The sequence below is a fragment of the Magnetospirillum sp. UT-4 genome (genome assembly GCF_902729435.1).
In the GTDB taxonomy this organism is placed as follows: domain Bacteria; phylum Pseudomonadota; class Alphaproteobacteria; order Rhodospirillales; family Magnetospirillaceae; genus Magnetospirillum.
On the sequence record NZ_LR746521.1, the window covers coordinates 178,016 to 200,081 of the forward strand.

Genomic DNA, 22,066 nt, shown 5'->3' on the forward strand with positions numbered 1-22,066 from the left:
GAGCGGCCACACCTTCGTATATGCTGGCCAACAGGCCCAGCCCTTCCGGCAAGGGGGAAGACTTGCCGGTAGGGAGGTGCTAATACCAAAGTCATTGGAGTTGGGAAGCGGGAGCCAGTACGGACCGTGCGTCACGCAGGGGCAGAACAGTCGAGGACCTCATTCGGCGGCGACGATTGGGCCCAATCCGTGGCGCGCGGCGAAGGCCTTCAGGCGTCCGTCGGCCTTGGTCGCGGCGACGAAGCCATCGACCACGGCCAGCCAGGCGCCATCCCCCTTGGGAACGGCATAGGCATAGGGCGTGGGCGCCACCGGCTGCGGCGGTTCGATCAGCTTGGCCCAGTCGGTCAGCGCCGCCATGCGGCGGCCGTAGGGGAAGTCGGTCATGAAGACGTCGGCGCGGCCGCTCTGGACCTCCTGCTCGCGCGCCTTGAAGTCGTCGACCACCCGCAATTCGGCCGCCTTGAGCGCCGAGCGCATCACCGGTTCCATGTAAGTGCCCTTCTGCACCACCACCACATGCCCGGCCTTGTCGATGTCGGCCCAACCGGCGATGCCGTGGTTGGCCTTCATGCCGACCGCGTAGATGCCGCTGATCAGATGAGGGCGGGTGAAATCCATGTGCTCGGCCCGATCGGGGCGGATGCCGACGGCGTGCATGGCGACGTCGCAGGTGCCGTTGGTCATGTTCTCGACCAGCTTGGCGAAGGAACTGTCGATGAAGGCGGCCTTGACGCCCAGGCCGTCGGCGAAGGCCCGGGCCATGTCGATGTCGATGCCTTCGAGCTCGCCGGTGCGCGGGTTGCGGTAGCTGATGGCGAAATAGTCGGGCCAGATGCAGACGCGGACCTCGCCGCGGGCCTTGACCTCGGCGGCGCGGTCGGCGGCTGCGGCTTGGCCGGGAACGAACAGCATCGCCGCAAGAACGGATGCCGCCAACGTCAGTGCAATCGCTTTCATGATCCATCCATCTCCGCGTTGGCGGAACCCCGCACGATGATCGCCGATCCGGCCGCGGTTTCAAGCTTCTTTTCGTTTGCGGCGGGGGCTGTCGCGATATGAGCTTCGCTCCCGGACGTCCCCTCGACCAGCCGGTGGTCCCCCGCGCCACGCTGATGCTGGCGCTGCTGGTGGCGGTGATATCGGTGGGATTGCTGGGGGTGGCGCTGCTGGCCAGCCTGGAGCAGGCGGTGGCCGAGGCCGACGCCCGCACCGTGGTTTCGGCCCGGGTGGTCGAACGCGGGCTGACCCGCACCCTGGAATCGGCCGAACTCACGCTGGTGACCATCGCCCAGGAGATTCGCGCCGACATGGGCGGCGGGCTCGACCTGACCCGCAGGCGGATCCGCGAGGCGATCCGTTTCGCCCCGCAGCTCCGCCAGGTGGTCCTGCTCAAGGGCGACAGGGTGCTGGTGGACAGCAACGGCCGCGAGGGTGTCGAGATCGACGTCGCGGCGCTCGATCTGCCGCCGCCCGGTTCCGGCGGCCTCAACCTGGGCCTGCGCATCGGCGGCGCCGTTCCCTCGCGGTTCCTGCCGCTCAAGGGCCAGACGGCCACCGCCGCCGAACGCAGCCTGGTCCCGGTCGCCGTCAACGTCGATCAGGGCGGGGATCTGGTTCTGGTGGCGGCGCTCAACGCCTCGTACCTGGCCGGCTTCTTCGAGGACGTGGGTCCCGGCGAGCGCGGACGCTGGGGCCTGTTCCGGATCGCCGGCGACCCGCTGGTGTCCTCGCGCGAGGTCCTGAGACCGGGGACAAGTTTGGCGGATGTGGCCGCGTCCTCGGGTGACGAAGCCTTCACCCGCACCCTCGCCGTTGCATCGTCGGCGACCCGGCTGTCGGCCCGCTATCCGCTGGGCGTGGTCATCCAGGTCTCGCACCGCGACGTCCTCGACGGCTGGGGCGGCCGCAACCGGATCATGGTCTGGGTGCTGACCGGCGCCACCTTGATGCTGCTGGCGGCGATCGTCCTGCTGGTCCGCGACACCATGCAGCGGGTCGCTTTGCAGAACCAGGTCCGGCTGCTGTTCCAGGCCATCGAGCAGTCACCCATGGTGGTCCTCATCACCGATGCCAACGGCGTCATCGACTACGCCAATCCTGCCGTCAGGCCCTTGCTGGGCTATGCGCCCGAGGAACTGATCGGGGCCAATCCGCGCATCTTCAACAGCGGCGCCACGCCGCCGGAGACCTATCGCGACCTGTGGCAGTGCATCAGCAGTGGCGCCGCCTGGACCGGGGAATTCGTCAACCGGCGCAAGGACGGCGAGACCCTGGCGGTGTCCTCGACCATCTCGGCGGTGCGCGACGCCTCCGGCCGGGTCACCCACTACATCGGGGTGATGAACGACATCACCGCGGTGCGCGAGGCCAAGCTGGAGCAGGAGCGGCTGATCGCCAAGCTGTCGCGGGCCAATGCCGACCTCCAGCGCTTCGCCGAGGTTTCCGCGCATCATCTGCAGGAGCCGGCCCGCCGGCTGGTCAGCTTCGCCCAGATCCTGCGCAAGCATGTGGAGGCCGGCAATGCCGGCGAGACCGCCAGCACCCTCGACTTCATCGAGATGCAGGCGCGGCGGCTGCGCGAGTTGCTGCGGGACGTGCAGCTCTACCTTGCCGCCGGCCAGGGCGATGCCGACCCGGCCGTGGCCGACGCCGCCTCGGCCGTGAAGGGCGCGCTGGAGCGGCTGTCACCCGGGCGCGCGGTGGTGGAGACGGGGGCGCTGCCGCCGGTGCGGGTCGATCCCCAGCGGCTGACCGACATCTTCGCCATCCTGATCGGCAACGCCGTCGAGCATGCCTGCCCGGGGGGGGAGGTGGTGGTCCGGATATGGGGCGAAAGCGACGGCGAGACCGCCCGCTACATGGTCGCCGACGACGGCATCGGCATCCCGGCGGAATATCGCGAGCGGGTGTTCCGGGTGTTCGAACGCCTTCAGGTGGAATCGGGCGTCGCGGGCACCGGGATCGGGCTGGCCATTGTGCGTCGGATCGTGGAAAATCGCGACGGGAAGGTTTGGATCGAGGATACTCCCGGGGGCGGAACCACGGTGGTGTTCCGCGTTCCGTCAGGGGAAGGGCCGGAATGAACCGCGACACCGCACGGAAATACGTTCTTCTGCTGGTCGAGGACGACCCCGCCGATGCCCATCTCGTCCGCCTGGCCTTTGCCGGCAACGACTTCAACGTCGATTTCCACATGGTGCGCGACGGCGTCGAGGCGTTCGAGTTCCTCCGCCGCGTGGGGGACAGATTCCAATCGGCGCCGCGGCCCGACGTGATCCTGCTCGACCTCAACATGCCGCGCATGGATGGCCGCGAGTTCCTGGCGGCGATCAAGAAGGACGAAGGCCTGCGCTCCATTCCGGTGGTGGTCCTGACCACCTCGGACGTGGAACGCGACACCGTCGCCTCGTACCGCATGGGGGCGGCGGGGTATCTGGTCAAGCCGGTCGACATCGACCGCTTCCGCAACGAGATCCGCCAGTTCGAGGACTATTGGTTCTCGGTGGTGCGGCTGCCCGAACGCCGCTGACCCGGCCATGTTCACGCTGACGGAACTGGAACGGGAGGCTTTGACCCTGTCCCTGCTGGTGTCGGGCTGGGCGGTCGCCGGCTCGTTGCCCTTCGGCGTGCTGTTCGCCTGGCTGCTGGCGCGGCGCGAATTTCCCGGCAAGTCGCTGGTGGACGGCATCATCCACCTGCCACTGGTGCTGCCGCCGGTGGTGGTGGGCTATTTCCTGCTGGTCACCCTGGGCCGCCGCGGCCCGGTGGGGGCCTGGTTGTACGACTGGTTCGGCGTTACCGTCGCCTTCACCTGGAAGGGGGCGGCCATCGCCTCGGCGGTGGTGGCGTTTCCGCTGATGGTGCGCGCCATCCGCCTGTCGCTGGAGGGGGTCGATCGCGGCCTCGAGCAGGCCGCCCGCACCCTGGGCTGCGGCCCCGTCCGCACCTTCGCCACCGTCACCCTGCCGCTGGTGCTGCCGGGTATCCTGACCGGCATGATCCTGTGCTTCGCCCGCTCGCTGTCCGAGTTCGGCGCCACCATCACCTTCGTCTCCAACATCCCGGGCGAGACCCGCACGCTGCCCATCGCCCTGTACGCCCTGACCCAGCTGCCCGGCGGTGACGAGGCGGCGATGCGGCTGTGCCTGATTTCGGTGGCGGTGGCGTTCCTGGCGCTGCTGGCCTCGGAAGTGCTGTCGCGGCGGGTCCAGGCCCGCCTCAGGGGCTGAGGCGCCGGCCATGCTGGAGATCGCCGCCTCCCGTCTGCAGGGCGCCTTCAAGGTGGACGTCGACCTGGTCGCCGGAAGCGGTGTGACCGCACTGTTCGGCCGTTCCGGCTCGGGCAAGACCTCGGTGATCAACATGGTGGCCGGTCTGGCGCGCCCCGATTCGGGACGCATCGTCGCCGACGGGCGGGTGCTGTTCGATTCCCGGGCCGGCATCGACCTTGCCCCGGAACGGCGCCGCCTCGGCTACGTGTTCCAGGAGCCGCGCCTGTTCCCCCATCTCTCGGTCAGGGCCAACCTGGAATTCGGCATGCGGCTGCTGGCCCCGGCCGAGCGGTCCGTGCGTTGGGACGACGTGGTCGGCGTGCTCGGCATCGGCCATCTGCTGGATCGCCGGCCGGCCCGTCTGTCGGGCGGCGAGAAGCAGCGCGTGGCCATCGGCCGCGCCCTGCTGGCCTCGCCGCAGGTGCTGCTGATGGACGAGCCGCTGGCGGCGCTCGACACCCAGCGCAAGGCGGAACTGCTGCCCTTCATCGCCCAGCTGTCGCGGCGCTTCCAGGTGCCCATCCTCTACGTCAGCCACGCCATGGACGAGGTGCTGCGGCTGGCCGACACCCTGGTCCTGATGGATGGGGGGCGGGCGGCCGCGGTGGGGCCGGTCGAGGACCTGCTGTCCAACCCCGACCTGCGCCCGCTGACCGGCCGCTACGACGCCGGGGCGGTCATCACCGCGACGGTGGCCGGCCACGATTCCGCCTACGGCATCTCGCGCCTGGCCTTCTCGGGCGGAACCCTGGTGGTGGCGCGCTGCGACCAGGCGGTGGGAACCACCGTGCGCGTGCGCGTCCATGCCCGCGACATCGCCATCGCCGTCGAGGCGCCGGCGCGGGTGAGCGTCCGCAACGTCCTGCCGGCGGTGGTGCGCTCGGCCGGACTGGCCGAAGGCCACCTGGTGGACGTCATGCTCGACTGCGGCGGCACTTCGCTATGGGCCCAGATCACCGCCCATGCCCAGGCGCAGCTGCAACTGGTGAAGGGCATGCGGGTCCATGCCCTGATCAAGGCGGTGACCATCTCCCGCGGCGACGTCGCCGGCCGTCCCGAGTCCAGCCCGGGCAAATAGAAGCGGCAAGTTTGCCCTTGTGCGCAAGGCGGCCCTTTCTCAATATTCCCCGGTATGCAACGGGAGGCAGGGATGCGCGAAGAACTCAGTGATCTGAAGCGGCACATCTACGAGGATGGCAGCATCTCGGACGGCGAGGTCAAGCTGCTGAAGGACGTTTTCGCCCGCTACGGCCTGGGCGAGGACGAGGCGGGGTTGCTGCTCGACCTCAACACCGTTCTCAGCGGCGAGGACCACGCCGCCAGCTTCGAGGCCCTGTTCATCGACAGCCTGGTCGCCTACCTGTCCGAGGGCGAGCGCTGGGACTGGCTGCGCAGCCGGCTGCTGAAGGACGGCACCGTCGACGCCCTGGAACGCCGCATGCTGGCCGCCTGCCGCGACAAGGGGCTGGCCCTGCCGGCCGATCTGGCGGGGTTCGTGTAGACCTCGGGCCTGCCAGGGAGGATGGATTCACCACGAAGACACGAAGGGCACGAAGAAGGCACAGAGGGAAAAAACCGTTCTCTGTGACTTCTCTGTGCCTCTGTGTCTCTGTGGTTATTCCCCCGCCGCGCACAATAACCGTCGTCCCCGCGCAGGCGGGGACCCAGGGGGGGCACCGCCAGCTTGTCTGCGACTCCTGGGTTCCCGCCTTCGCGGGAACGACGGAAGAGGATGGTGCTGGGGGCGGCACCCCAGCGTCTGAGGGCCGCGGTCAGCGTGACAGGACGCGGAAGACCTGCTCCAGCAGCTGGTCGACGCGCTTGCCCGATCCGCCGCCATCGGTTCCGTCCACCGACGGAGCCGGGGGGATCGGCGGGGCCGGCGGGGGCGGGGCCTGCCGGCCGATCTGGCGGGGTTCGTGTAGACCTCGGGCCTGCCAGGGAGGATGGATTCACCACGAAGACACGAAGGGCACGAAGAAGGCACAGAGGGAAAAAACCGTTCTCTGTGACTTCTCTGTGTCTCTGTGTCTCTGTGGTTATTCCCCCGCCGCGCACAATAACCGTCGTCCCCGCGCAGGCGGGGACCCAGGGGGGGCACCGCCAGCTTGTTCGCGACTCCTGGGTTCCCGCCTTCGCGGGAACGACGGAAGAGGATGGTGCTGGGGGCGGCACCCCAGCGTCTGAGGGCCGCGGTCAGCGTGACAGGACGCGGAAGACCTGCTCCAGCAGCTGGTCGACGCGCTTGCCCGATCCGCCGCCATCGCTGCCGTCGACGGACGGAGCCGGGGGGATCGGCGGGGCCGGCGGGGGCTGGCCCTGCCGGCCGATCTGGCGGGGTTCGTGTAGACCTCGGGCCTGCCAGGGAGGATGGATTCACCACGAAGACACGAAGGGCACGAAGAAGGCACAGAGGGAAAAAACCGTTCTCTGTGTCTCTGTGTCTCTGTGGTTATTCCCCCGCCGCGCACAATAACCGTCGTCCCCGCGCAGGCGGGGACCCAGGGGCGGCACCGCCAGCTTCCTGGGTTCCCGCCTTTGCGGGAACGACGGAAGAGGATGGTGCTGGGGGCGGCACCCCAGCGTCTGAGTGCGCGGTCAGCGTGACAGGACGCGGAAGACCTGTTCCAGCAATTGGTCGACGCGCTTGCCCGAGCCGATGCCGTCGGTTCCGTCCACCGACGGAGCCGGGGGGATCGGCGGGGCCGGCGGGGGCGGGGCCTGCCGGCCGATCTGGCGGGGTTCGTGTAGACCTCGGGCCTGCCAGGGAGGATGGATTCACCACGAAGACACGAAGGGCACGAAGAAGCCACAGAGAAAAGAAACCCTTCTCTGTGACTTCTCTGTGTCTCTATGGTTATTCCCCCGCCGCGCACAATAACCGTCGTCCCCGCGCAGGCGGGGACCCAGGGGGGGCACCGCCAGCTTGTCCGCGACTCCTGGGTTCCCGCCTTTGCGGGAACGACGGAAGAGGATGGTGCTGGGGGCGGCACCCCAGCGTCTGAGGGCCGCGGTCAGCGTGACAGGACGCGGAAGACCTGCTCCAGCAGCTGATCGACGCGCTTGCCCGATCCGCCGCCATCGCTGCCGTCGATGGACGGAGCCGGGGGGATCGGCGGACTCGGCATGGGCGGCACCGGCTCTGCTTGCACCGGCGCGGCCGCAACCGGCATCGGGGCGGGAGCAGGGACGGCGGCGACCGGTGGCGGCGCGGCGGGAGCCGGAGGCGCGGCGGGAGTCGGAGGCGCGACAGGCGGCGGGGCGATGGCGACCGGGATCGGATCGGCCGCCACCTGGGGCGGCTCGAAGGCCGGCACCGGGGCGATGTCCATGCCCAGTCCGGCTTCCATGCGCGACAGCCGGCGATCCACCGCCAGCAGGCAGGCGGCGATGGATTCGCCGTTGGCCCCGGACTCGATGCGGGCTTCAAGGGTGGCGAGGCGGCCGGTCATGGCGTCCAGGGCCTCGTTGATGGGCGAGGCATCCAGTTCGATATTGGGGAACACCGGCGGCTCCTCGACCCGGCGCTCGATGCGGGTGACGCGCTTGGCGATGGTTTCCAGGGCGCTGTTGATGGGGGTGACGTCGATCGGCGTCTGCGGGATGGCGACCGGCATGTCCTCGATCCGGCGCTCGATGCGCGACACCCGCCGGGCGATGGCCTCCAGAGCCTCGGTGGTGGGGCCGAAATCGATGGTTTGCGGCGCCGGCGCCTCCTCGATCTTGGTTTCCACGCGGGCCAGGCGCCGGGCGATGGTGTCCAGGGTGGCGGTGGTGGGGCCCAGATCGACCGGCAGCGGCGCCGGGGCATCGTCGATCTTGTCCTCGACCCGCGACAGCCGGCGCACGATGGCCTCAAGGGTCTCGTTGACGGGGCCGAGATCGGTCGGGCGGGGAACCTCGTCCACCTTGGTTTCGATCTGGGCGAGCCGGCGGCCCAGCGCCTCGATGGCGGCGGTGGCGGGCGACAGATCGACGGGGGCCGGCGCGGGCGCCGCCTCGATCCGGCTTTCGACCCGCGACACCCGCCGGGCGATGGTTTCCAGCAGGGTGGCGATGGGGGTGTCGCCGTTGTCGATGCGGCCGACCTTGTCCTCGACCCGCGACACGCGGCGGGCCACGGTTTCCAGCAGGGTCACCAGCGAGCCGTCGGCGGCGGTGACGCGGCCGACCTTGTCCTCCACCTGCGACAGCCGGCGGGAGATGGTCTCCATCAGGTCGGTGAACGGGGCGAGGTCGATGGCCGGGGTCGCCGGCGCGGCGGCGGTGCGGGCGTCGATGGTGGTCAGCCGCTCGCTGATGGTCGACAGCAGCTCGACCGCCTCGTCGTTGTCGGCGATGGTGCCGGTCTTCTGCTCGAGGCGGTTCAGGCGGTCCGAAACGTGGTCGAAGCCGGCGGCGGTGTCCTGGGCCGAGGACTGGATGGCGTTGCGCAACCCGGCCAGATGCTGGCTGACGGTCTTCAGCGCGCTGGCGAAGGCCTCGATGGCGGCCAGCGCCTGGAGGTCGCGGCGCTCCATGCGCGCCAGGGTCTCCAGCACCGCCTCGGCGGCATAGGTGCGGCTGCTGGCGTTGAGCGCCTCGAAGGTGAAGGACAGCGCCTCCAGCCGGTCGATCAGCGGGGCGACGGCGGGATCGGGCTCGGCGAGGACCGGGCGCGGGGAGCGCAGCGCGGGCGGCGGCGAGTCGAGCGGGACGGCAAGCCCCTCCGCCGTCCTGGCGGGTGCGTCGGCCCTGGCGCCCTGCGCCTTGCCGGGGGGATTGCCGGTGATGATCCTGAACGTCATGGCACAGCCCGAGCCCTAACTGGAAGCCCCCACTATGCCTCCGCCGTCAATGAGTTACAAGTCTTCCCGCAAGATGCGACTGCAACAAAATGCGCCAACGGATTGTCTCTGTTCAGAAAATTACCTGAAGGTTAATGGACGAAGGTAATGGTGCCTCAGGCCGCCAGGGCGGGAGCGTCCTCGCGGTAGCCGTCGAAGAACTCCGCCGCGCGGTCGCGGAAACCGCTCAGGCCATCGGCGACGATGCCCGGCAGCTCGACGCCCGGAACCAGCTTGAGGGGGTCGCAGTCGGGCCGTTCGTTGCCGTGCAGGATGCCCAGCAGCAGGGCATAGTGAATCATCGCGTCGGCCCAGTCGCTGCGGGCGACGGCGCCGCGCAGGCCGGCGGCGTCGTTGCGGAAGGCGCCCAGGACGTCGCCCTCTTCGACATAGGCGCAGGCGACGCGGTTGGCGTAGTACTCGGACGACATGCGGTGGGCCAGGTGCCAGTGGGCGGGCATGGACAGGCTGAGATTGGCGAAGGTCTCCTCGCGCCGCACCGAGATGTCCGACACGTGCGCCAGTTCGTGGGCGACGGTGAAGGGGTTGGTGCAGGCCAGGTACATGGTCATGTCGAGGCCGTCGCCGACCCGCACCGGCTCGACCTTGCCGTTGTAGCCGGGCAGGTGGGCGCGCTCGATGCGGGACAGTTCGTCCAGGTGAAAGCTGTCCTGGCGGAAACGGTCCACCATGCCGGTGACGGTGGCGCGATCGGCGCCGGTGAGATTGACCATCTGGACCATGGCGGGGACCTTCCTCCCAGGTGTCATGCCAACGGAGGTAGGTTGTCCGAACCGGGGTACCCCTGTCACTGCCGCAAAGGGGGTAGGTCAGCCGAGGCGGGGACCGGGGCGGGGACGGGCGGGGGCGGGGCCGACCACGCGGCCCCATAGGTCGTGATCCTCGGCGTGCTCGATCTCGGCCAGCACCAGGTCGCCGGGGGCCAGCCCGTCCGGCGCGTCCATGAAGACGCAGCCGTCCACCTCGGGACTGTCGGCCGACGAGCGTCCGTAGGCGCCCTCGTCGTCGATTTCGTCCACCAGCACCTCGATGGTGCGGCCGACCTTGGCCTGGCCGCGCTGGTGCGACACCTGGCGCGCCACCTCCATCAGGCGGTTGTAGCGCTCTTCCTTCTCGTCCTCGTCGACCTGGGGCAGGGCATTGGCGGCGGCGCCCTTGACGTCCTCGTACTTGAAGCAGCCGACACGGTCGAGCTGCGCCTCCTCCAGCCAGTCGAGCAGGAATTCGAACTCCTCCTCGGTCTCGCCGGGGAAGCCGACGATGAAGGTGGAGCGGATGGCGAGGTCGGGGCAGATGTCGCGCCAGCCGCGGATGCGCTCCAGCAGGCGCTCGTGGTCGGCGGGGCGGCGCATGGATTTCAGCACCCGCGGATGGGCGTGCTGGAACGGGATGTCCAGGTAGGGCAGCAGCTTGCCCTCGGCCATCAGCGGGATGACCTCGTGCACATGGGGATAGGGGTAGACGTAGTGCAGCCGCACCCACACCCCGAGATCACCCAGCGCCGAAGCCAGCTCGGTGAGCCGCGCCTTGACCGGGCGGCCGTGCCAGGAACTGGCGGCGTGGCGCAGGTCGAGGCCGTAGGCGCCGGTGTCCTGGCTGATCACCAGCACTTCCCGGACCCCGGCCATGGCCAGGCGCTCGGCCTCCTCCAGCACGTCGGCGGCCGGGCGGCTGGCCAGATCGCCGCGGATGGAGGGGATGATGCAGAAGCTGCAGCGGTGGTTGCAGCCCTCGGAAATCTTCAGATAGGCGTAATGCGCCGGGGTGAGGTGCAGCCCCTCCGGCGGCACCAGCGATTGCAGCGGGTCGGCCAGCGGCGGCACCGCCTCGTGGACGGCGGCCACCACCTGCTCGTACTGGTGCGGCCCGGTCACCGCCAGCACGCCGGCATGGACCTGGCGGATGGCGGCCTCGTCGATGCCCATGCAGCCGGTGACGATGACGCGGCCGTTCTCGGCCATGGCCTCGCCGATGGCCTCCAGCGATTCGGCGCGGGCGGAATCGAGGAAGCCGCAGGTGTTGACGATGACCACGTCGGCGCCGTCGTAGGTGCCCGAGATGTCGTAGCCCTCGGCCCGCAGGCGGGTCAGGATGCGCTCGGAATCCACCAGCGCCTTGGCGCAGCCGAGGCTGACGATGCCGACTTTCGGAACTGACACCATTCATCTCCCTCGAAGGCGCGGCCTTCCTACGCCCAAACCGGGCCGCGTTCAAGGGGAGAGCAGGGCCTCGACGCGGGCGGCGTCGGCCGGCGTGTTGACGTTGGCGAAGGGATCGAGCGGTTCCGCCGGCCATTCGACCACCACCGGGCCGAAGCGGTCGAGGATCAGGCCGGCCTTGCGCTCGCCCGCCTCCAGCATCCGCCGCAGCCGGGGGCCATGAGCCACCGGCCACAGGGCGAAGACCGGGTGGACGCGCCCGCCCGAGGCGGCCACCGCCATGCCGTCGCCCGCCGCCAGCCGCGCCACCAGATCGGCGGGCAGCAGCGGGCTGTCGCAGGGCGCCGTCGCCAGCCAGGAATAACCCCGCGCGGCGGCCAGCTCGAGCCCGGTCAGCACCCCCACCATGGGGCCGCCGCGGCCGGGCAGGGCATCGGCGACCATCTCCAGACCGGCCGCCGGCGGGGTATCGGCATTGCTGTTGAGCACCAAGGCGCCCACCTGCGGCCGCAGCCGGGCGATCACCCGCTCCAGCATGGCGGTTCCGGCCAGCGGCAGCAGGGCCTTGTCGGCCCCGCCCATCCGCCGCGACAGACCGCCGGCCAGAACCAGTCCGAGAATGTGCCCGCGCTCGACCATGCCCGCCAGGGTACGGCGCGGCGGACATGTGTCAAGCCGCAGCGCCGCCCGACTGGCGCATCAGGTAGCGCCGCGTGATGTCGGGGATGGCGTCGGCCAGCCAGTCGGCGATCTCCTCCTTCTCCTCGGCCATTTCCTCGAACATGGTGGCCATCTCGGCCTCGCCGCCCACCTGGCAGGCGGTGGCGAGGGCGCGGAAATTGGCGATTTCCCATTCCTCGTAGGCCAGGGTGGTGGTGGCCTGCTTGACCACCTCGTCATCGGCGGCGCCGGCCATCATCGCCTGGGCGCGGCCGGCGAAGCGGGTGACGGCGTCCTTGATCAGCGACTTGTCCGCCCCCATGGCGTCCAGGGCGTCGTCCAGGCGGTCCTCCTGGTCGCGGCTCAGGGTCAGCTGTTCCTCCAGCTTGGCCTTGAGTTCGGGGTACTCGTCGAGGCGGCTCACCTGGCGTTCCAGGTTGTCGATGGACGCGCGCTCCATGGCATGGGCGTCGCGCAGCCAGTCGATGAGGATATCCTTGGTTCCGGGCATGGGAGATCTCCTGAAGCTGTCCTGCAAGGATGAGCAACACCCGAGGCGGGCGGCGCGTTCCCCCAGGGGCGGAATCGGGCGGCCGGCGGCGCACGGCGATTGCATCGGGAAGAAGAGTGGGCTACCACTTGGCGCCAAAGCGCGGGCGCGCAACAAAGACCAATCCCCAGGGGGAACGATGTACAGACGGACGACTCTTTCGCACAACCTGCTGGACGAACAGCGCCGTCTCGGCGGGTCCGGCTCCTTCACCGCCCTGATGACCGACATCCTGACCGCCTGCAAGATGGTGGCGCACGAGGTCAACCAGGGCGCCCTGGTCGGCAATCTCGGCGTGGCCGGCAGCGAGAACGTGCAGGGCGAGGAGCAGAAGAAGCTCGACGTCCTCGCCAACGACATCTTCCTGCACATGAACGCGCTGGGCGGCAACTATGCCGGCATGGCGTCCGAAGAGCTTGAGGACGTCCACGCGGTCAAGGGGTCGGCCGACGGCCGCTACCTGCTGCTGTTCGATCCGCTCGACGGCTCGTCCAACATCGACATCAACATCTCGGTGGGTTCGATCTTCTCGATCCTGCGCCTGCCCGACGGTGCCAGCCCCAATTCGGCCGATGCCTTCCTGCAGCCGGGCGTCAAGCAGGTCGCCGCCGGCTACGCCCTCTACGGCTCATCGACCATGCTGGTGCTGACCACCGGCAATGGCGTCCACGGCTACACCCTGAACCGCGACGTCGGCATGTTCTTCCTCACCCACAGGAACATGACCGTTCCCGCCGACACCAAGGAATTCGCCATCAACGCCTCGCGCATGCGGTTCTGGGAGCCGCCGGTGCGGCGCTACGTGGACGAGTGCCTGGCCGGCAAGGAAGGCCCGCGCGGCAAGGACTTCAACATGCGCTGGGTGGCCTCGATGGTGGCGGAAGTCCACCGCATCCTGGTCCGCGGCGGCGTCTTCATGTACCCCGCCGATGCCGAGAACAAGGCCAAGGGCGGCAAGCTGCGCCTGATGTACGAGGCCAACCCGATGGCCTTCATCATCGAGCAGGCGGGCGGCATGGCCACCACCGGCACCCAGCGGATCATGGAACTGCAGCCCACCGGCCTGCACCAGCGGGTGCCGGTGATCCTGGGCTCGCGCAACGAGGTCGAGCGCATCGTCCAGTATCACGGCGACAAGAAGTAAGGTTCCCCGGTTCCGGGTGGCGACGGCGGGAAGGTTTCTTCCCGCCGTTTTCGTTTGGTCTCAGCGCCCGGTCAGCGATCCCAGCGGCACGAACCCCATGGTCGCGCCCTGGAACACCTTGAAGGTCTTGGTGCCGCCGCCCGCCGCGAATTCCTGGTAGGCGGTCTCCAGCGCGGCGCGGCAGGCGGTGCGCTGGGCCGCCTCGTCCAGCGGGGTGAGCGCCGGAATGTCGAGCAGGTCGTGGAAGCGCTTCAGGATGTGCAGGCGGCTGACGCTGACCACCTTCTGATCGAAGGGCAGGCCCAGCGCCTGGAAGAAGTCCTCGGCGGTGGACAGCTGGCCCAGGCCGTGCAGGAAGCTGCCTTCGGCGGGCTTGCACAGGGACGGGGTGCACATGGGCAGGTCCTTTCAGTTGAGGGAGGCGGTGGCGGGCAGGCCGCCCGCCTCGGCCAGGAACAGCAGCAATTCGGTGGGCGAGGGCGAGCGCTTGGTCGCCAGGGCATGGGCGCGCACCCGGGCCAGCACCTTGCGGGCCTCGGGCACGCCGGGATGCAGGCCCAGCTCGCCATAGGCGTGCAGCACCGAGGTCAGGCCGGAATGTTTGCCCAGCACCACGGTGTGGCGGCGCCCCAGCTCGCCGGGATCGAGGGCTTCGTAGTTGCGGCGGTCGCGCAGCAGGCCCGAGACGTGGATGCCGCTTTCGTGGGTGAAGATGGCGTCGCCGACGATGCTCTTGTTGACCGGCACCGGCCGGCCCGAGGCCGCCGCCACCAGCCGCGACACCTCGGCCAGGCTGGTCTTGGCCACGCCGGTGTCGATGCCGTGCAGATGGTCGAGGGCCACCACAACCTCTTCCAGCGGCGCGTTGCCGGCGCGCTCGCCCAGGCCGTTGACGGTGGTGGAGACGTGGGTCGCCCCGCCCTTGACCGCCGCCAGGGAATTGGCGGTGGCGAGGCCGAGGTCGTCGTGGGCGTGCATCTCCAGCTCGATGGCGGTGACGGCGCGCAAGCGGCGGAACAGGTCGTGGACCGCGAACGGCTCCATGATCCCCAAGGTGTCGGCGAAGCGGAAGCGCCGGGCTCCTGCGGCCTCGCAGGCGCCCAGCACCTCGACCAGGAAGGCGGGATCGGCGCGCGACGAATCCTCGCCGCCCACCGCCACCTCGAGGCCGGCATGGCGGGCGCGGCCGACCATGGTGCGGATGTGGGCCAGCGCCCAGGCGCGGTCGCGGCCCAGCTTCTTGGCCAGCTGCTGGTCCGAGACCGGGATCGACAGGTTGACCATGCCGAGGCCGCAGGTCAGCGCCGCCGCCAGGTCGTCCTCGCGCATGCGGCACCAGGCGATCAGGCGGGACCGGAGCCCCAGCGCGGCGACGGCACGGATGGAGGCGCATTCCTCCTCGCCCATGGCCGGGATGCCGATCTCCATCTCGGGCACGCCGGCCAGATCGAGGGCGCGGGCGATGGCCAGCTTCTCGTCGAGGCGGAAAGCCACCCCGGCAGTCTGCTCGCCGTCGCGCAGGGTCGTGTCGTTGACGACGACCATGGATTTTCCCCTAGCAGCTCTTGGACGAGCAGGAGCAGCCACCCTCGCGCTTCGCCGGGGCATTGGGGTTCTCGAAGGTGAAGCCCGAGGAACTGCCCGATTCGACGTAATCCATCACCGCTCCGTTCAGCCACATCACCGAGCCGGGATCGACGAAGACCTTGAGGCCGTCGAATTCGAGCACCTCATCATCGGATTGCGGCTCGGGCTCCAGGCCCAGGCTGTAGGACAGGCCCGAACAGCCGCCGGCGGCGACCATGATGCGCAGGCCCTGGATCTCGTCCTCGCGGACGCTCTTGACGGCGGCGACGGCACGGTCGGTGACGGTAAGCATGGCAACCTCCCTGACGGAAACGACATCCATCACGAAGCAAAGCCGGTGCCAAGTTGCCAAGGAATTGAAAAGGCGAGATTCCTCTGCCGACAGGGGCGCTCCTTGTCGGTTTTGCGACACGACACTTGACGACAGGGCGCAGTAAGGACCAATGCTTGCGGGTGCCCGGTGCCAAGGGGAGGGGCGAGATGGCGACGATCAGGGATGCCCGTGCCGGGGTCGAACCGGGCCTGCGCTTCGCCATGCTGATGCCCCCGGGCGGCGGCGTCACCGAGCTGGGCTGGCACGAGATCGACGAGTGGCGCCCGGAGCGCGGCTTCCTGTGGGTTCACCTCGAACGCGACGATCCCGCCGCCCAGGCCTGGCTCAACGGCCGCGCCGGCCTTGACCGGCTGGTGGCGCTGGCCCTGATGGCCGACGAATCGCGGCCGCGGGTCGAGGCGGTGGACGACGACCTGATGATCGTGCTGCGCGGCGTCAACCGCTGCGCCACCGAGACCGAGACCTGCGCCGAGGCGGAGCTGGTGCCGCTGCACATCTGGGCCGAGGCCGGGCGTGTCATCACCCTGCGCGACAAGGCCCATTCGCTGGAGGCGCTGCACGATCTCCGCATGCAGATGCTGACCGGCAAAGGGCCGCGCAGCACCGGCGCCCTGCTGGCGCGCATTGCCGACAAGGTGGTGGATCACCTGGGCGACCTGACCTCGGCGCTGGAGGAGGAGCTGTCCGAGCTGGAGGAGACGGTGGGCAGTTCCGGCCCCGGCTCCGAGGTGCGCGGCGCCGTCACCGACCTGCGCCGGCGCATCGTCACCCTGCGGCGCTACCTGCTGCCCCAGCGCGATGCCCTGTTCAAGCTGCGCCAGGACGACGCCACCTGGCTCAACCACGACGCCAAGCTGAACCTGCGCGAGGTCAGCGAGCGCCTGGGCCTGCACCTGGACGACCTCGACGAAATGCGCCAGCGGGCGACGCTGCTGCACGAGGAAATGGATTCCAAGGTCGCCGAGCAGACCAGCCGCAACACCTTCGTGCTGTCCATCGTCACCGTGCTGATGCTGCCGGCCACCTTCGTCACCGGCTTCTTCGGCATGAACACCGGCGATCTGCCGTTCAACGGCGCGGTGTCGCACGGAACCTGGTTCGCAGCCCTGCTGATCCTGGCGGCGGCGGCGGGGACCGGCCTGGCGGTGGGCCTGTTCCTGCGGCGGAAATCGTCGGACTGAAATCTCCCTCCCCCCTTGCGGGGGAGGGTTGGGGTGGGGGGCGAACCGCGTCGGCGCCGTCGCGGAACTCACCCCGCCCCCAACCCCTCCCCATCAAGGGGAGGGGAGAAGAAAGGAAATCTCCCTCCCCATCAAGGGGAGGGGAGAAGAAAGAAAAGTTCCCTCCTCCCTTGCGGGGGAGGGTTGGGGTGGGGGGGGGGGAACCGCGTCGGCGCCGTCGCGGATCTCACCCCGCCCCCAACCCCTCCCCATCAAGGGGAGGGGAGAAGAAAGAAAAGCTCCCTCCCCCCTTGCGGGGGAGGGTTGGGGTGGGGGGGGAACCGCGTCGGCGGTGTCGCGGATCTCACCCCGCCCCCAACCCCTCCCCATCAAGGGGAGGGGAGAAGAAAGGAAAGCTCCCTCCCCATCAAGGGGAGGGGAGAAGAAAGAAAAGCTCCCTCCCCCCTTGCGGGGGAGGGTTGGGGTGGGGGGCGAACCGCGTCGGCGCCGTCGCGGAATTCACCCCGCCCCCGACCCCTCCCCATCAAGGGGAGGGGAGAAGAAAGGAAAGCTCCCTCCCCGTCAAGGGGAGGGGAGATCCATCACACCGGCCGTACTTCCGCGGGGTGGGAGTGGCCCAGCAGGCTGGCGCCGTCCTCGGTGCCGAAGCAGACGCGGAAGTCGTCGCATTGCTCGCACACCGGCGACTTGCAGATGACGATGTTCTCGGCCTGGCAGAGCTGGCGGTAGAAGAACTTCTTCCACTTCATGTCGCCGAAATTGGCTTCGGCCAGGGGGGCGAAGTGGCGCCGCATCAGCTGGCCGAGATCGCCGCGGCTGGACAGGCCCAGGTCCTGCCACAGATGGTTGGGCTCCAGCGAGCGCCGCGCGATGATGTGGGCCAGCCAGGCTTCCTCCACCGAGCCGCAGCTGCCGTTGGCGATCAGCAGCGAGCGCAGATCGGGCTCCTCGATGGCCTGGGCCGCCATGCCGTCCTCGTCGGGATCGAGGCCGGCGAGCAGGCCGGGGGCGTGGGGAAAATAGCGTCCGGCCACCGCCGCCAGGCATTCCGCCGACAGGCCCAGCGCCACCGCCGGCGGTCGCAGCGGATCGGCGATGGCCACCGCCAGGGCGCAGGCGAAGACGTGGCGGTCGAAGGGATCGCCGTAGCCGCCGGCCACCAGCCAGCGATAGGTCTCGATCGCCATGTCCTCCTCCCTCGTTCTTATTCGTTCAGGCGGCCAGCGCCTCGTGCTTCTGGGCGTTGGTGCCGCAAACGGCGTTGCACGACGAGCAGCCGATGCAGTTGCCGGCATTGTCGATGGTCATCACCTTGCGCTCGATCTCGCCGTCGTCATCGTCGAACGGGTCGCACATGTCGCCGTCCTCGTTGGTGCCCATGAGCTTGAGCACGCCCATGGTGCAGACCTTGTAGCAGCGGCCGCAGCCGATGCAGAGCTCCTGGTCGATGGCGGTGAGGTATTTGGGCGTCCACGGGGTGCCGTTGCGGGTGGTGAAGGTGACGAAGGACATGGGCTTTCTCCTGGGGGTCGAACGGGGTCAGGCGGCGGCGACGTCGGGGAACTTGCGGATGGCGGCGATTCCTTCCTCCACCAGCTTCAGCGCCTTCTTCTCCATCTCGGCGAAGGTCTCGTAGCCGAAACGGTGCAGCTCGCGGACATGGGTGTTCACCGCCACCAGCCGGCCGGCGATGATGACGATGCGGCCCCAGCCCTCGTGGTGGACCTTCATGATCGGCGCGGCGTTGGCCCCGGTCTCCTTCTCGATCATCCAGCACACCGCCATGTAGATCTGCTCCAGGCGCATCAGGATGTCGGGATCGGGATCGCCGAACATGGGCATCTCGCGCTTCTGCGCCTTGGTGACGATGAACGGGGCCAGCAGCTCCTCGTCGCTGTCGTTGTCCATGGCGCCCGAGCGGTCCTCCGCCCGCATCAGCATCAGCAGGGACTGGAAGAAGGGGCCGGCCAGGGCTTCGCGGTCGGAATCGGTCATGTCGAGCGGCATGGTCAGTCCTCGTCGTCGATGAAGCGTTCGGGGCCGGCCTCGGCGTCGCGCACCACCTTGCGCAGCCACGGCGGCGGATTGGTCTTCAGCATGGTGCGGACCCGGTCGATCACGGTCTGGATCGGCTCGTCCTCGGGCAGCTTGATGGGGTGCACGCGGGCGCGCACCACGCGCGCCGCGGCGGGGCCGCCGATGGCCCGCACGAACAGCAGGGCGGTGCCCTCCAGGGCGCCGATCTTCGAGGCCAGGCGGTCGTCGCCGTCCTCCTGGTGCTTGCCTTCCTCCTGGCTCACGTTGTCGAACTGGACGGCTTCCAGGAAGGTGTGGCCGTCGGGGCCGACGTCGTAGAACATGAAGGTCTTGGCGCTGGCGAAATGGGCATCGACCCGCTGGCGGTCCTGGGTGGCAAAGGCTACGCGCATATGTCCTCCTTTCACGGGCCGGTCCGGCCCCGGGCTGTCCGCATCCGGCTCAACCAACCGCAATCGCCGGGTCGCCATGGCTGTGCTCCGTATGGGTGCAGGCATCGTGGCCGTGGGACGGCCGCTCCATCAGGATGTTGCCGAGGGTGAAGATCAGGTCGCGGGTGCCGCGGTAGCCCAGGGTGGTCTGGTGCGCCGCGCCGAGGCGGTCGAACACCGGGAAGCCGGCGCGGTGATGGGCCAGGCCGAGGCGGCCGGCGATCAGGCGGCCATTGGAATTGGCGATGATCAGGTCGGCGCCGCCGGCCTCCAGGATCTGGTCTTCCAGGTCCTCGAAATCGCCGATCACCGCCCGCTCGCAGGGCAGGTCCGAGAGGTGGGGCGAGGGCAGGGCCGAGACCGCGGCGACGATCTCGGCGCCCAGCTCGGCCGCCAGCTTGGCGTAGGTCCACAGGAACGAGGGCTCGCCGGCGATGGCCAGATGGCGGCCGGCGAAATAGAAATGGCCGTCCAGCATGGCATCCACCAGCTGCGAGCGCTGGCGCCGGTACTTGGCGGGAACCGGGATGGCGGCGGCGGTGGACAGCGCCACCATCAGGCGATCGACCGCCTCGAGCCCGGTCAGGCGGTCCAGCACCAGATAGGGCACGCCGGTGCGGGCATGCAGCTTCTCGGCCGAGATGCGCATGTGCTCGCCCACCGCGATGGTGAGCATGGCGCGGCCCATGCCGCGGACCTCCTCCAGGGTGGTGCCGCCCAGGGTGGTGGGGACGTAGGCGTCGGGGACGTGGCCGTCGAGCGAGCCGGACAGGTCGGGCAGGATTACCGGCTCGAGGCCGAAATCCTCGATGATCTCCTTCAGCGCCTCGATGTCGCCGGGGGTCAGGTGGCAGCCGGCCAGCACGTTGACGCGCTTCAGGGGCGCCGCGCCCTTGGGCGGCTCGACCAGGGCGTCGATCATGGCGCCCACCGCCTTGCCCCAGCCGGTCTCCAGCGAACCGTCGAAATCGGGGGCCGAGCAGAACACCACCTTGGTGTCGGCCAAAGCGGCGTTGCCGGCCATGATCAGCTTGAGGTCGCCCTTCATGTCCTCGCCGCGGGTCTCGGTCAGCGCGGTGGAGACCAGGCCGATGATCTTCGGCTTGGCCCGTTTGACGATGTTGACCAGCGCCTGCTCGACCTGGTCCGAGCCGCCCAGGATGGTCGAGACCTCGTTCATGGCGGTGGTCTGCAGCGGGATCGCCTCGCGGAAGTGGCGCACCATCATCACCAGGGCGAAGGCGGTGCAGCCCTGCGAACCGTGGAACAGCGGCAGGCTGCCCTCCATGCCCATGAAGGCCATGGCGGCGCCCAGCGGCGCGCTGGTCTTCAGCGGGCTGGTGGAAAGCGGCTTGTTGTGGTTGATGACCAGCGCCATGGTTCAGGCCTCCTCCCAGGGCGCCGGCTTGCGCACCTGGTCCCAGACGGGGTTGTTGATCATCAGGTCGATCTGGCGCACCAGCTCGACCATGCCGTCGTAGCAGGCATAGCCGTGGTGGCGTTCCTGGTTGATGTCCAGCCAGGGGGTGCGGGCCTTCAGCGCGATGAACTGCGAGCGCCCGCCCGACAGCATCATGTCGGCCTTGCCGTCCTTGAACATGGCGTACATGTCCTTGGGCGTGATGGCGTCGGCCAGCTTGTCCTCGTCGCCGCCCAGGCGCTCCAGGGCCTTCTTCTTGTCGGCCTCGGTGGCCTTGCGCACCGAGGAGCCGACCACCTCCATGCCCACTTCCTGCAGCGCCTGGATCACCGACCAGCTTTTGACGCCGCCGGTGTAGAGCAGCACCTTGCGCCCGGCGAGGCGCGGCTTGTAGGCGGCGAGACGGGCCCAGGCCAGGGCCTCCTGCTCGGCGATGAGCGCCTCGGTGCGCTGGGAGAGGGTGGCATCGGCGCCCTGCTCGACCAGCATGCGGGCGATGTTGCGCAGCGCGTCCGAGGTGTCGGAGATGCCGTAGAACGAGCCCTCGAAATAGGGGATGCCCCAGGTCTCCTTCATCTTGCGGGCCAGGGTGATGAGGGCCTGGCTGCACAGCACCATGTTGGCCTTGGCGGTGTGCGACGAGGCCACGTCGAGATAGCGGGCGTCGCCGGTGATGGAGCAGCGCAGCCGGATGCCGAGGCGGGCCAACAGCGGCCGGAACTGGTCCAGTTCGCCGGCGACGTTGTACTCGCCCAGGATGTTGATGTCGGTGGGGCCGACGTCGTCGGGTTCATGGGTGCCGATGACGTGCTCGAACAGCGCCTCGCCGCCCAGGCGGTTGCCGAGATTCTTCGAGCCCACGAAGCCCGGGGCGTTGACGGGCACCACCGGCACGCCCAGGCGCTCGGTGGCGGCCTTGCACACCGCGTCGACGTCGTCGCCGATCAGCGCGCCGACGCAGGTCTGGTAGACGAACACCGCCGGCGGGTTGTGGCGCGCGATGGCCCGCTTGATCGCCTTGTACAGCTTCTTCTCGCCACCGTTGACGATGTCGAGGTTCTGCATGTCGGTGGTGAAGCCCAGGCGGTAGAGGGTGGAGCCGGTGCTCCACGAATTGCGGCCGTCCCAGGAATTGCCCTCGCAGGCGATGGGGCCGTGCACCAGGTGGACCACGTCGGTGATGGGCTGCAGCGCGATCTTGGCACCGTCGAAGGCGCAGCCGCCGGCGGCGGCGCCGGGGGTGAGCTGCTTGCCGCAGCCCTTCTTGCGGTCCTTGTCCGACTTCGCCTGGTTGGTGGCGCAGCCGGGCTCGTTCATCAACTCGGCGATCTTGTGCTTGAGCATGGGTGGCGGCCCTCCTCAACGGTTGGAGAGGAGGAATGCAATCACCGGGCCAAGGACGGGAATCGCGGAATTACAGGGCCTTGATGAACCCGAGGCGG

22 protein-coding genes are annotated in these 22,066 nt (G+C 69.2%); 7 read left to right on the forward strand and 15 right to left on the reverse strand.

Translation table 11 applies throughout. From position 1 onward, the window contains the following. Window positions 1-159 precede the first annotated feature (159 nt). A complete protein-coding gene (locus tag MTBUT4_RS16000) occupies window positions 160-960 on the reverse strand; it encodes an ABC transporter substrate-binding protein (RefSeq protein ID WP_173980692.1) in 801 nt (266 codons plus the stop codon). A 98-nt stretch (window positions 961-1,058) separates the two neighbouring features. On the opposite strand from MTBUT4_RS16000, the gene MTBUT4_RS16005 reads away from it, so the two are divergent. From MTBUT4_RS16005 to MTBUT4_RS16025, 5 genes are all read left to right on the forward strand, one after another. Next, window positions 1,059-3,086: an ATP-binding protein gene (locus MTBUT4_RS16005; RefSeq protein ID WP_173980693.1), complete on the forward strand. Its 2,028-nt coding sequence runs from the start codon at window positions 1,059-1,061 to the stop codon at window positions 3,084-3,086. Next, window positions 3,083-3,532 (forward strand): response regulator, encoded by a 450-nt coding sequence (locus MTBUT4_RS16010; protein ID WP_173980694.1) that lies wholly within the window; start codon window positions 3,083-3,085, stop codon window positions 3,530-3,532. Before MTBUT4_RS16005 ends, MTBUT4_RS16010 begins: the two co-directional genes overlap by 4 nt. Before the next feature lie 7 nt (window positions 3,533-3,539). Next, a complete protein-coding gene (gene modB / locus MTBUT4_RS16015; protein WP_173980695.1) occupies window positions 3,540-4,232 on the forward strand; it encodes a molybdate ABC transporter permease subunit in 693 nt (230 codons plus the stop codon). Window positions 4,233-4,242: 10 nt separating this feature from the next. Next, window positions 4,243-5,352 (forward strand): molybdenum ABC transporter ATP-binding protein, encoded by a 1,110-nt coding sequence (gene modC, locus MTBUT4_RS16020; protein WP_173980696.1) that lies wholly within the window; start codon window positions 4,243-4,245, stop codon window positions 5,350-5,352. Between the two features lie 72 nt (window positions 5,353-5,424). After that, window positions 5,425-5,775 (forward strand): hypothetical protein, encoded by a 351-nt coding sequence (locus MTBUT4_RS16025; RefSeq protein ID WP_173980697.1) that lies wholly within the window; start codon window positions 5,425-5,427, stop codon window positions 5,773-5,775. A 1,513-nt stretch (window positions 5,776-7,288) separates the two neighbouring features. On the opposite strand, the gene MTBUT4_RS16030 is transcribed toward MTBUT4_RS16025, so the two are convergent. From MTBUT4_RS16030 to MTBUT4_RS16050, 5 genes are all read right to left on the reverse strand, one after another. After that, window positions 7,289-9,061 (reverse strand): hypothetical protein, encoded by a 1,773-nt coding sequence (locus tag MTBUT4_RS16030; RefSeq protein ID WP_173980698.1) that lies wholly within the window; start codon window positions 9,059-9,061, stop codon window positions 7,289-7,291. A gap of 155 nt (window positions 9,062-9,216) precedes the next feature. Further along, window positions 9,217-9,843, reverse strand: coding sequence for a hypothetical protein (locus tag MTBUT4_RS16035; RefSeq protein ID WP_173980699.1), 627 nt, complete (start codon window positions 9,841-9,843; stop codon window positions 9,217-9,219). 87 nt (window positions 9,844-9,930) lie between these two features. Next, window positions 9,931-11,283, reverse strand: a complete 1,353-nt coding sequence (gene rimO, locus MTBUT4_RS16040) for a 30S ribosomal protein S12 methylthiotransferase RimO (RefSeq protein ID WP_173980700.1) — start codon at window positions 11,281-11,283, stop codon at window positions 9,931-9,933. 48 nt (window positions 11,284-11,331) lie between these two features. Next, entirely contained in the window at window positions 11,332-11,919 is a 588-nt protein-coding gene (mobA, locus tag MTBUT4_RS16045; protein WP_173980701.1) for a molybdenum cofactor guanylyltransferase MobA, read from the reverse strand. 31 nt (window positions 11,920-11,950) lie between these two features. Next, window positions 11,951-12,451, reverse strand: a complete 501-nt coding sequence (locus MTBUT4_RS16050; protein ID WP_173980702.1) for a DUF892 family protein — start codon at window positions 12,449-12,451, stop codon at window positions 11,951-11,953. A gap of 178 nt (window positions 12,452-12,629) precedes the next feature. Here MTBUT4_RS16050 and MTBUT4_RS16055 point away from each other — a divergent pair, with 178 nt between their 5' ends. Continuing rightward, entirely contained in the window at window positions 12,630-13,634 is a 1,005-nt protein-coding gene (locus MTBUT4_RS16055) for a class 1 fructose-bisphosphatase (RefSeq protein ID WP_173980703.1), read from the forward strand. Between the two features lie 60 nt (window positions 13,635-13,694). On the opposite strand, the gene nifW is transcribed toward MTBUT4_RS16055, so the two are convergent. Genes nifW through MTBUT4_RS16070 form a run of 3 tightly spaced genes read right to left on the reverse strand, consistent with a single transcriptional unit; the run spans window position 13,695 to window position 15,513 of the window. After that, on the reverse strand, window positions 13,695-14,030 hold the full coding sequence (nifW, locus tag MTBUT4_RS16060; protein WP_173980704.1) for a nitrogenase-stabilizing/protective protein NifW: 336 nt from the start codon (window positions 14,028-14,030) through the stop codon (window positions 13,695-13,697). A gap of 12 nt (window positions 14,031-14,042) precedes the next feature. Continuing rightward, on the reverse strand, window positions 14,043-15,179 hold the full coding sequence (gene nifV / locus MTBUT4_RS16065) for a homocitrate synthase (protein ID WP_173980705.1): 1,137 nt from the start codon (window positions 15,177-15,179) through the stop codon (window positions 14,043-14,045). A gap of 10 nt (window positions 15,180-15,189) precedes the next feature. Then, a complete protein-coding gene (locus tag MTBUT4_RS16070) occupies window positions 15,190-15,513 on the reverse strand; it encodes an iron-sulfur cluster assembly accessory protein (RefSeq protein WP_173980706.1) in 324 nt (107 codons plus the stop codon). A 188-nt stretch (window positions 15,514-15,701) separates the two neighbouring features. Here MTBUT4_RS16070 and MTBUT4_RS16075 point away from each other — a divergent pair, with 188 nt between their 5' ends. Further along, window positions 15,702-16,736 (forward strand): CorA family divalent cation transporter, encoded by a 1,035-nt coding sequence (locus MTBUT4_RS16075; RefSeq protein ID WP_173980707.1) that lies wholly within the window; start codon window positions 15,702-15,704, stop codon window positions 16,734-16,736. Between the two features lie 581 nt (window positions 16,737-17,317). Here MTBUT4_RS16075 and MTBUT4_RS16080 read toward each other — a convergent pair. Genes MTBUT4_RS16080 through nifE form a run of 6 tightly spaced genes read right to left on the reverse strand, consistent with a single transcriptional unit; the run spans window position 17,318 to window position 21,968 of the window. Then, a complete protein-coding gene (locus MTBUT4_RS16080; RefSeq protein WP_173980708.1) occupies window positions 17,318-17,923 on the reverse strand; it encodes a nitrogen fixation protein NifQ in 606 nt (201 codons plus the stop codon). A 25-nt stretch (window positions 17,924-17,948) separates the two neighbouring features. After that, window positions 17,949-18,248, reverse strand: a complete 300-nt coding sequence (gene fdxB / locus MTBUT4_RS16085) for a ferredoxin III, nif-specific (RefSeq protein ID WP_173980709.1) — start codon at window positions 18,246-18,248, stop codon at window positions 17,949-17,951. A gap of 27 nt (window positions 18,249-18,275) precedes the next feature. After that, complete coding sequence (locus MTBUT4_RS16090; protein WP_254434890.1) at window positions 18,276-18,743, reverse strand: NifX-associated nitrogen fixation protein; 468 nt, start codon at window positions 18,741-18,743, stop codon at window positions 18,276-18,278. A 2-nt stretch (window positions 18,744-18,745) separates the two neighbouring features. Continuing rightward, window positions 18,746-19,165 (reverse strand): nitrogen fixation protein NifX, encoded by a 420-nt coding sequence (nifX, locus tag MTBUT4_RS16095; RefSeq protein WP_173980710.1) that lies wholly within the window; start codon window positions 19,163-19,165, stop codon window positions 18,746-18,748. A gap of 49 nt (window positions 19,166-19,214) precedes the next feature. Then, entirely contained in the window at window positions 19,215-20,582 is a 1,368-nt protein-coding gene (gene nifN / locus MTBUT4_RS16100; protein WP_173980711.1) for a nitrogenase iron-molybdenum cofactor biosynthesis protein NifN, read from the reverse strand. Between the two features lie 3 nt (window positions 20,583-20,585). Next, window positions 20,586-21,968: a nitrogenase iron-molybdenum cofactor biosynthesis protein NifE gene (gene nifE, locus MTBUT4_RS16105; RefSeq protein WP_173980712.1), complete on the reverse strand. Its 1,383-nt coding sequence runs from the start codon at window positions 21,966-21,968 to the stop codon at window positions 20,586-20,588. Between the last annotated feature and the right edge of the window lie 98 nt (window positions 21,969-22,066).

Bases quoted from the DNA above. Each gene is read 5' to 3' on its own strand.
- modC (WP_173980696.1), top strand. From the start codon at position 4,243: ATGCTGGAGATCGCCGCCTCCCGTCTGCAGGGCGCCTTCAAGGTGGAC.
- rimO (WP_173980700.1), bottom strand. From the start codon at position 11,283: ATGGTGTCAGTTCCGAAAGTCGGCATCGTCAGCCTCGGCTGCGCCAAG.
- nifE (WP_173980712.1), bottom strand. From the start codon at position 21,968: ATGCTCAAGCACAAGATCGCCGAGTTGATGAACGAGCCCGGCTGCGCC.
- MTBUT4_RS16055 (WP_173980703.1), top strand. From the start codon at position 12,630: ATGTACAGACGGACGACTCTTTCGCACAACCTGCTGGACGAACAGCGC.
- MTBUT4_RS16070 (WP_173980706.1), bottom strand. From the start codon at position 15,513: ATGCTTACCGTCACCGACCGTGCCGTCGCCGCCGTCAAGAGCGTCCGC.
- MTBUT4_RS16025 (WP_173980697.1), top strand. From the start codon at position 5,425: ATGCGCGAAGAACTCAGTGATCTGAAGCGGCACATCTACGAGGATGGC.
- fdxB (WP_173980709.1), bottom strand. From the start codon at position 18,248: ATGTCCTTCGTCACCTTCACCACCCGCAACGGCACCCCGTGGACGCCC.
- modB (WP_173980695.1), top strand. From the start codon at position 3,540: ATGTTCACGCTGACGGAACTGGAACGGGAGGCTTTGACCCTGTCCCTG.
- MTBUT4_RS16000 (WP_173980692.1), bottom strand. From the start codon at position 960: ATGAAAGCGATTGCACTGACGTTGGCGGCATCCGTTCTTGCGGCGATG.
- MTBUT4_RS16010 (WP_173980694.1), top strand. From the start codon at position 3,083: ATGAACCGCGACACCGCACGGAAATACGTTCTTCTGCTGGTCGAGGAC.
- MTBUT4_RS16030 (WP_173980698.1), bottom strand. From the start codon at position 9,061: ATGACGTTCAGGATCATCACCGGCAATCCCCCCGGCAAGGCGCAGGGC.
- nifV (WP_173980705.1), bottom strand. From the start codon at position 15,179: ATGGTCGTCGTCAACGACACGACCCTGCGCGACGGCGAGCAGACTGCC.
- MTBUT4_RS16075 (WP_173980707.1), top strand. From the start codon at position 15,702: ATGGCGACGATCAGGGATGCCCGTGCCGGGGTCGAACCGGGCCTGCGC.
- mobA (WP_173980701.1), bottom strand. From the start codon at position 11,919: ATGGTCGAGCGCGGGCACATTCTCGGACTGGTTCTGGCCGGCGGTCTG.
- MTBUT4_RS16080 (WP_173980708.1), bottom strand. From the start codon at position 17,923: ATGGCGATCGAGACCTATCGCTGGCTGGTGGCCGGCGGCTACGGCGAT.
- MTBUT4_RS16050 (WP_173980702.1), bottom strand. From the start codon at position 12,451: ATGCCCGGAACCAAGGATATCCTCATCGACTGGCTGCGCGACGCCCAT.
- MTBUT4_RS16005 (WP_173980693.1), top strand. From the start codon at position 1,059: ATGAGCTTCGCTCCCGGACGTCCCCTCGACCAGCCGGTGGTCCCCCGC.
- nifW (WP_173980704.1), bottom strand. From the start codon at position 14,030: ATGTGCACCCCGTCCCTGTGCAAGCCCGCCGAAGGCAGCTTCCTGCAC.
- nifN (WP_173980711.1), bottom strand. From the start codon at position 20,582: ATGGCGCTGGTCATCAACCACAACAAGCCGCTTTCCACCAGCCCGCTG.
- nifX (WP_173980710.1), bottom strand. From the start codon at position 19,165: ATGCGCGTAGCCTTTGCCACCCAGGACCGCCAGCGGGTCGATGCCCAT.
- MTBUT4_RS16035 (WP_173980699.1), bottom strand. From the start codon at position 9,843: ATGGTCCAGATGGTCAATCTCACCGGCGCCGATCGCGCCACCGTCACC.
- MTBUT4_RS16090 (WP_254434890.1), bottom strand. From the start codon at position 18,743: ATGCCGCTCGACATGACCGATTCCGACCGCGAAGCCCTGGCCGGCCCC.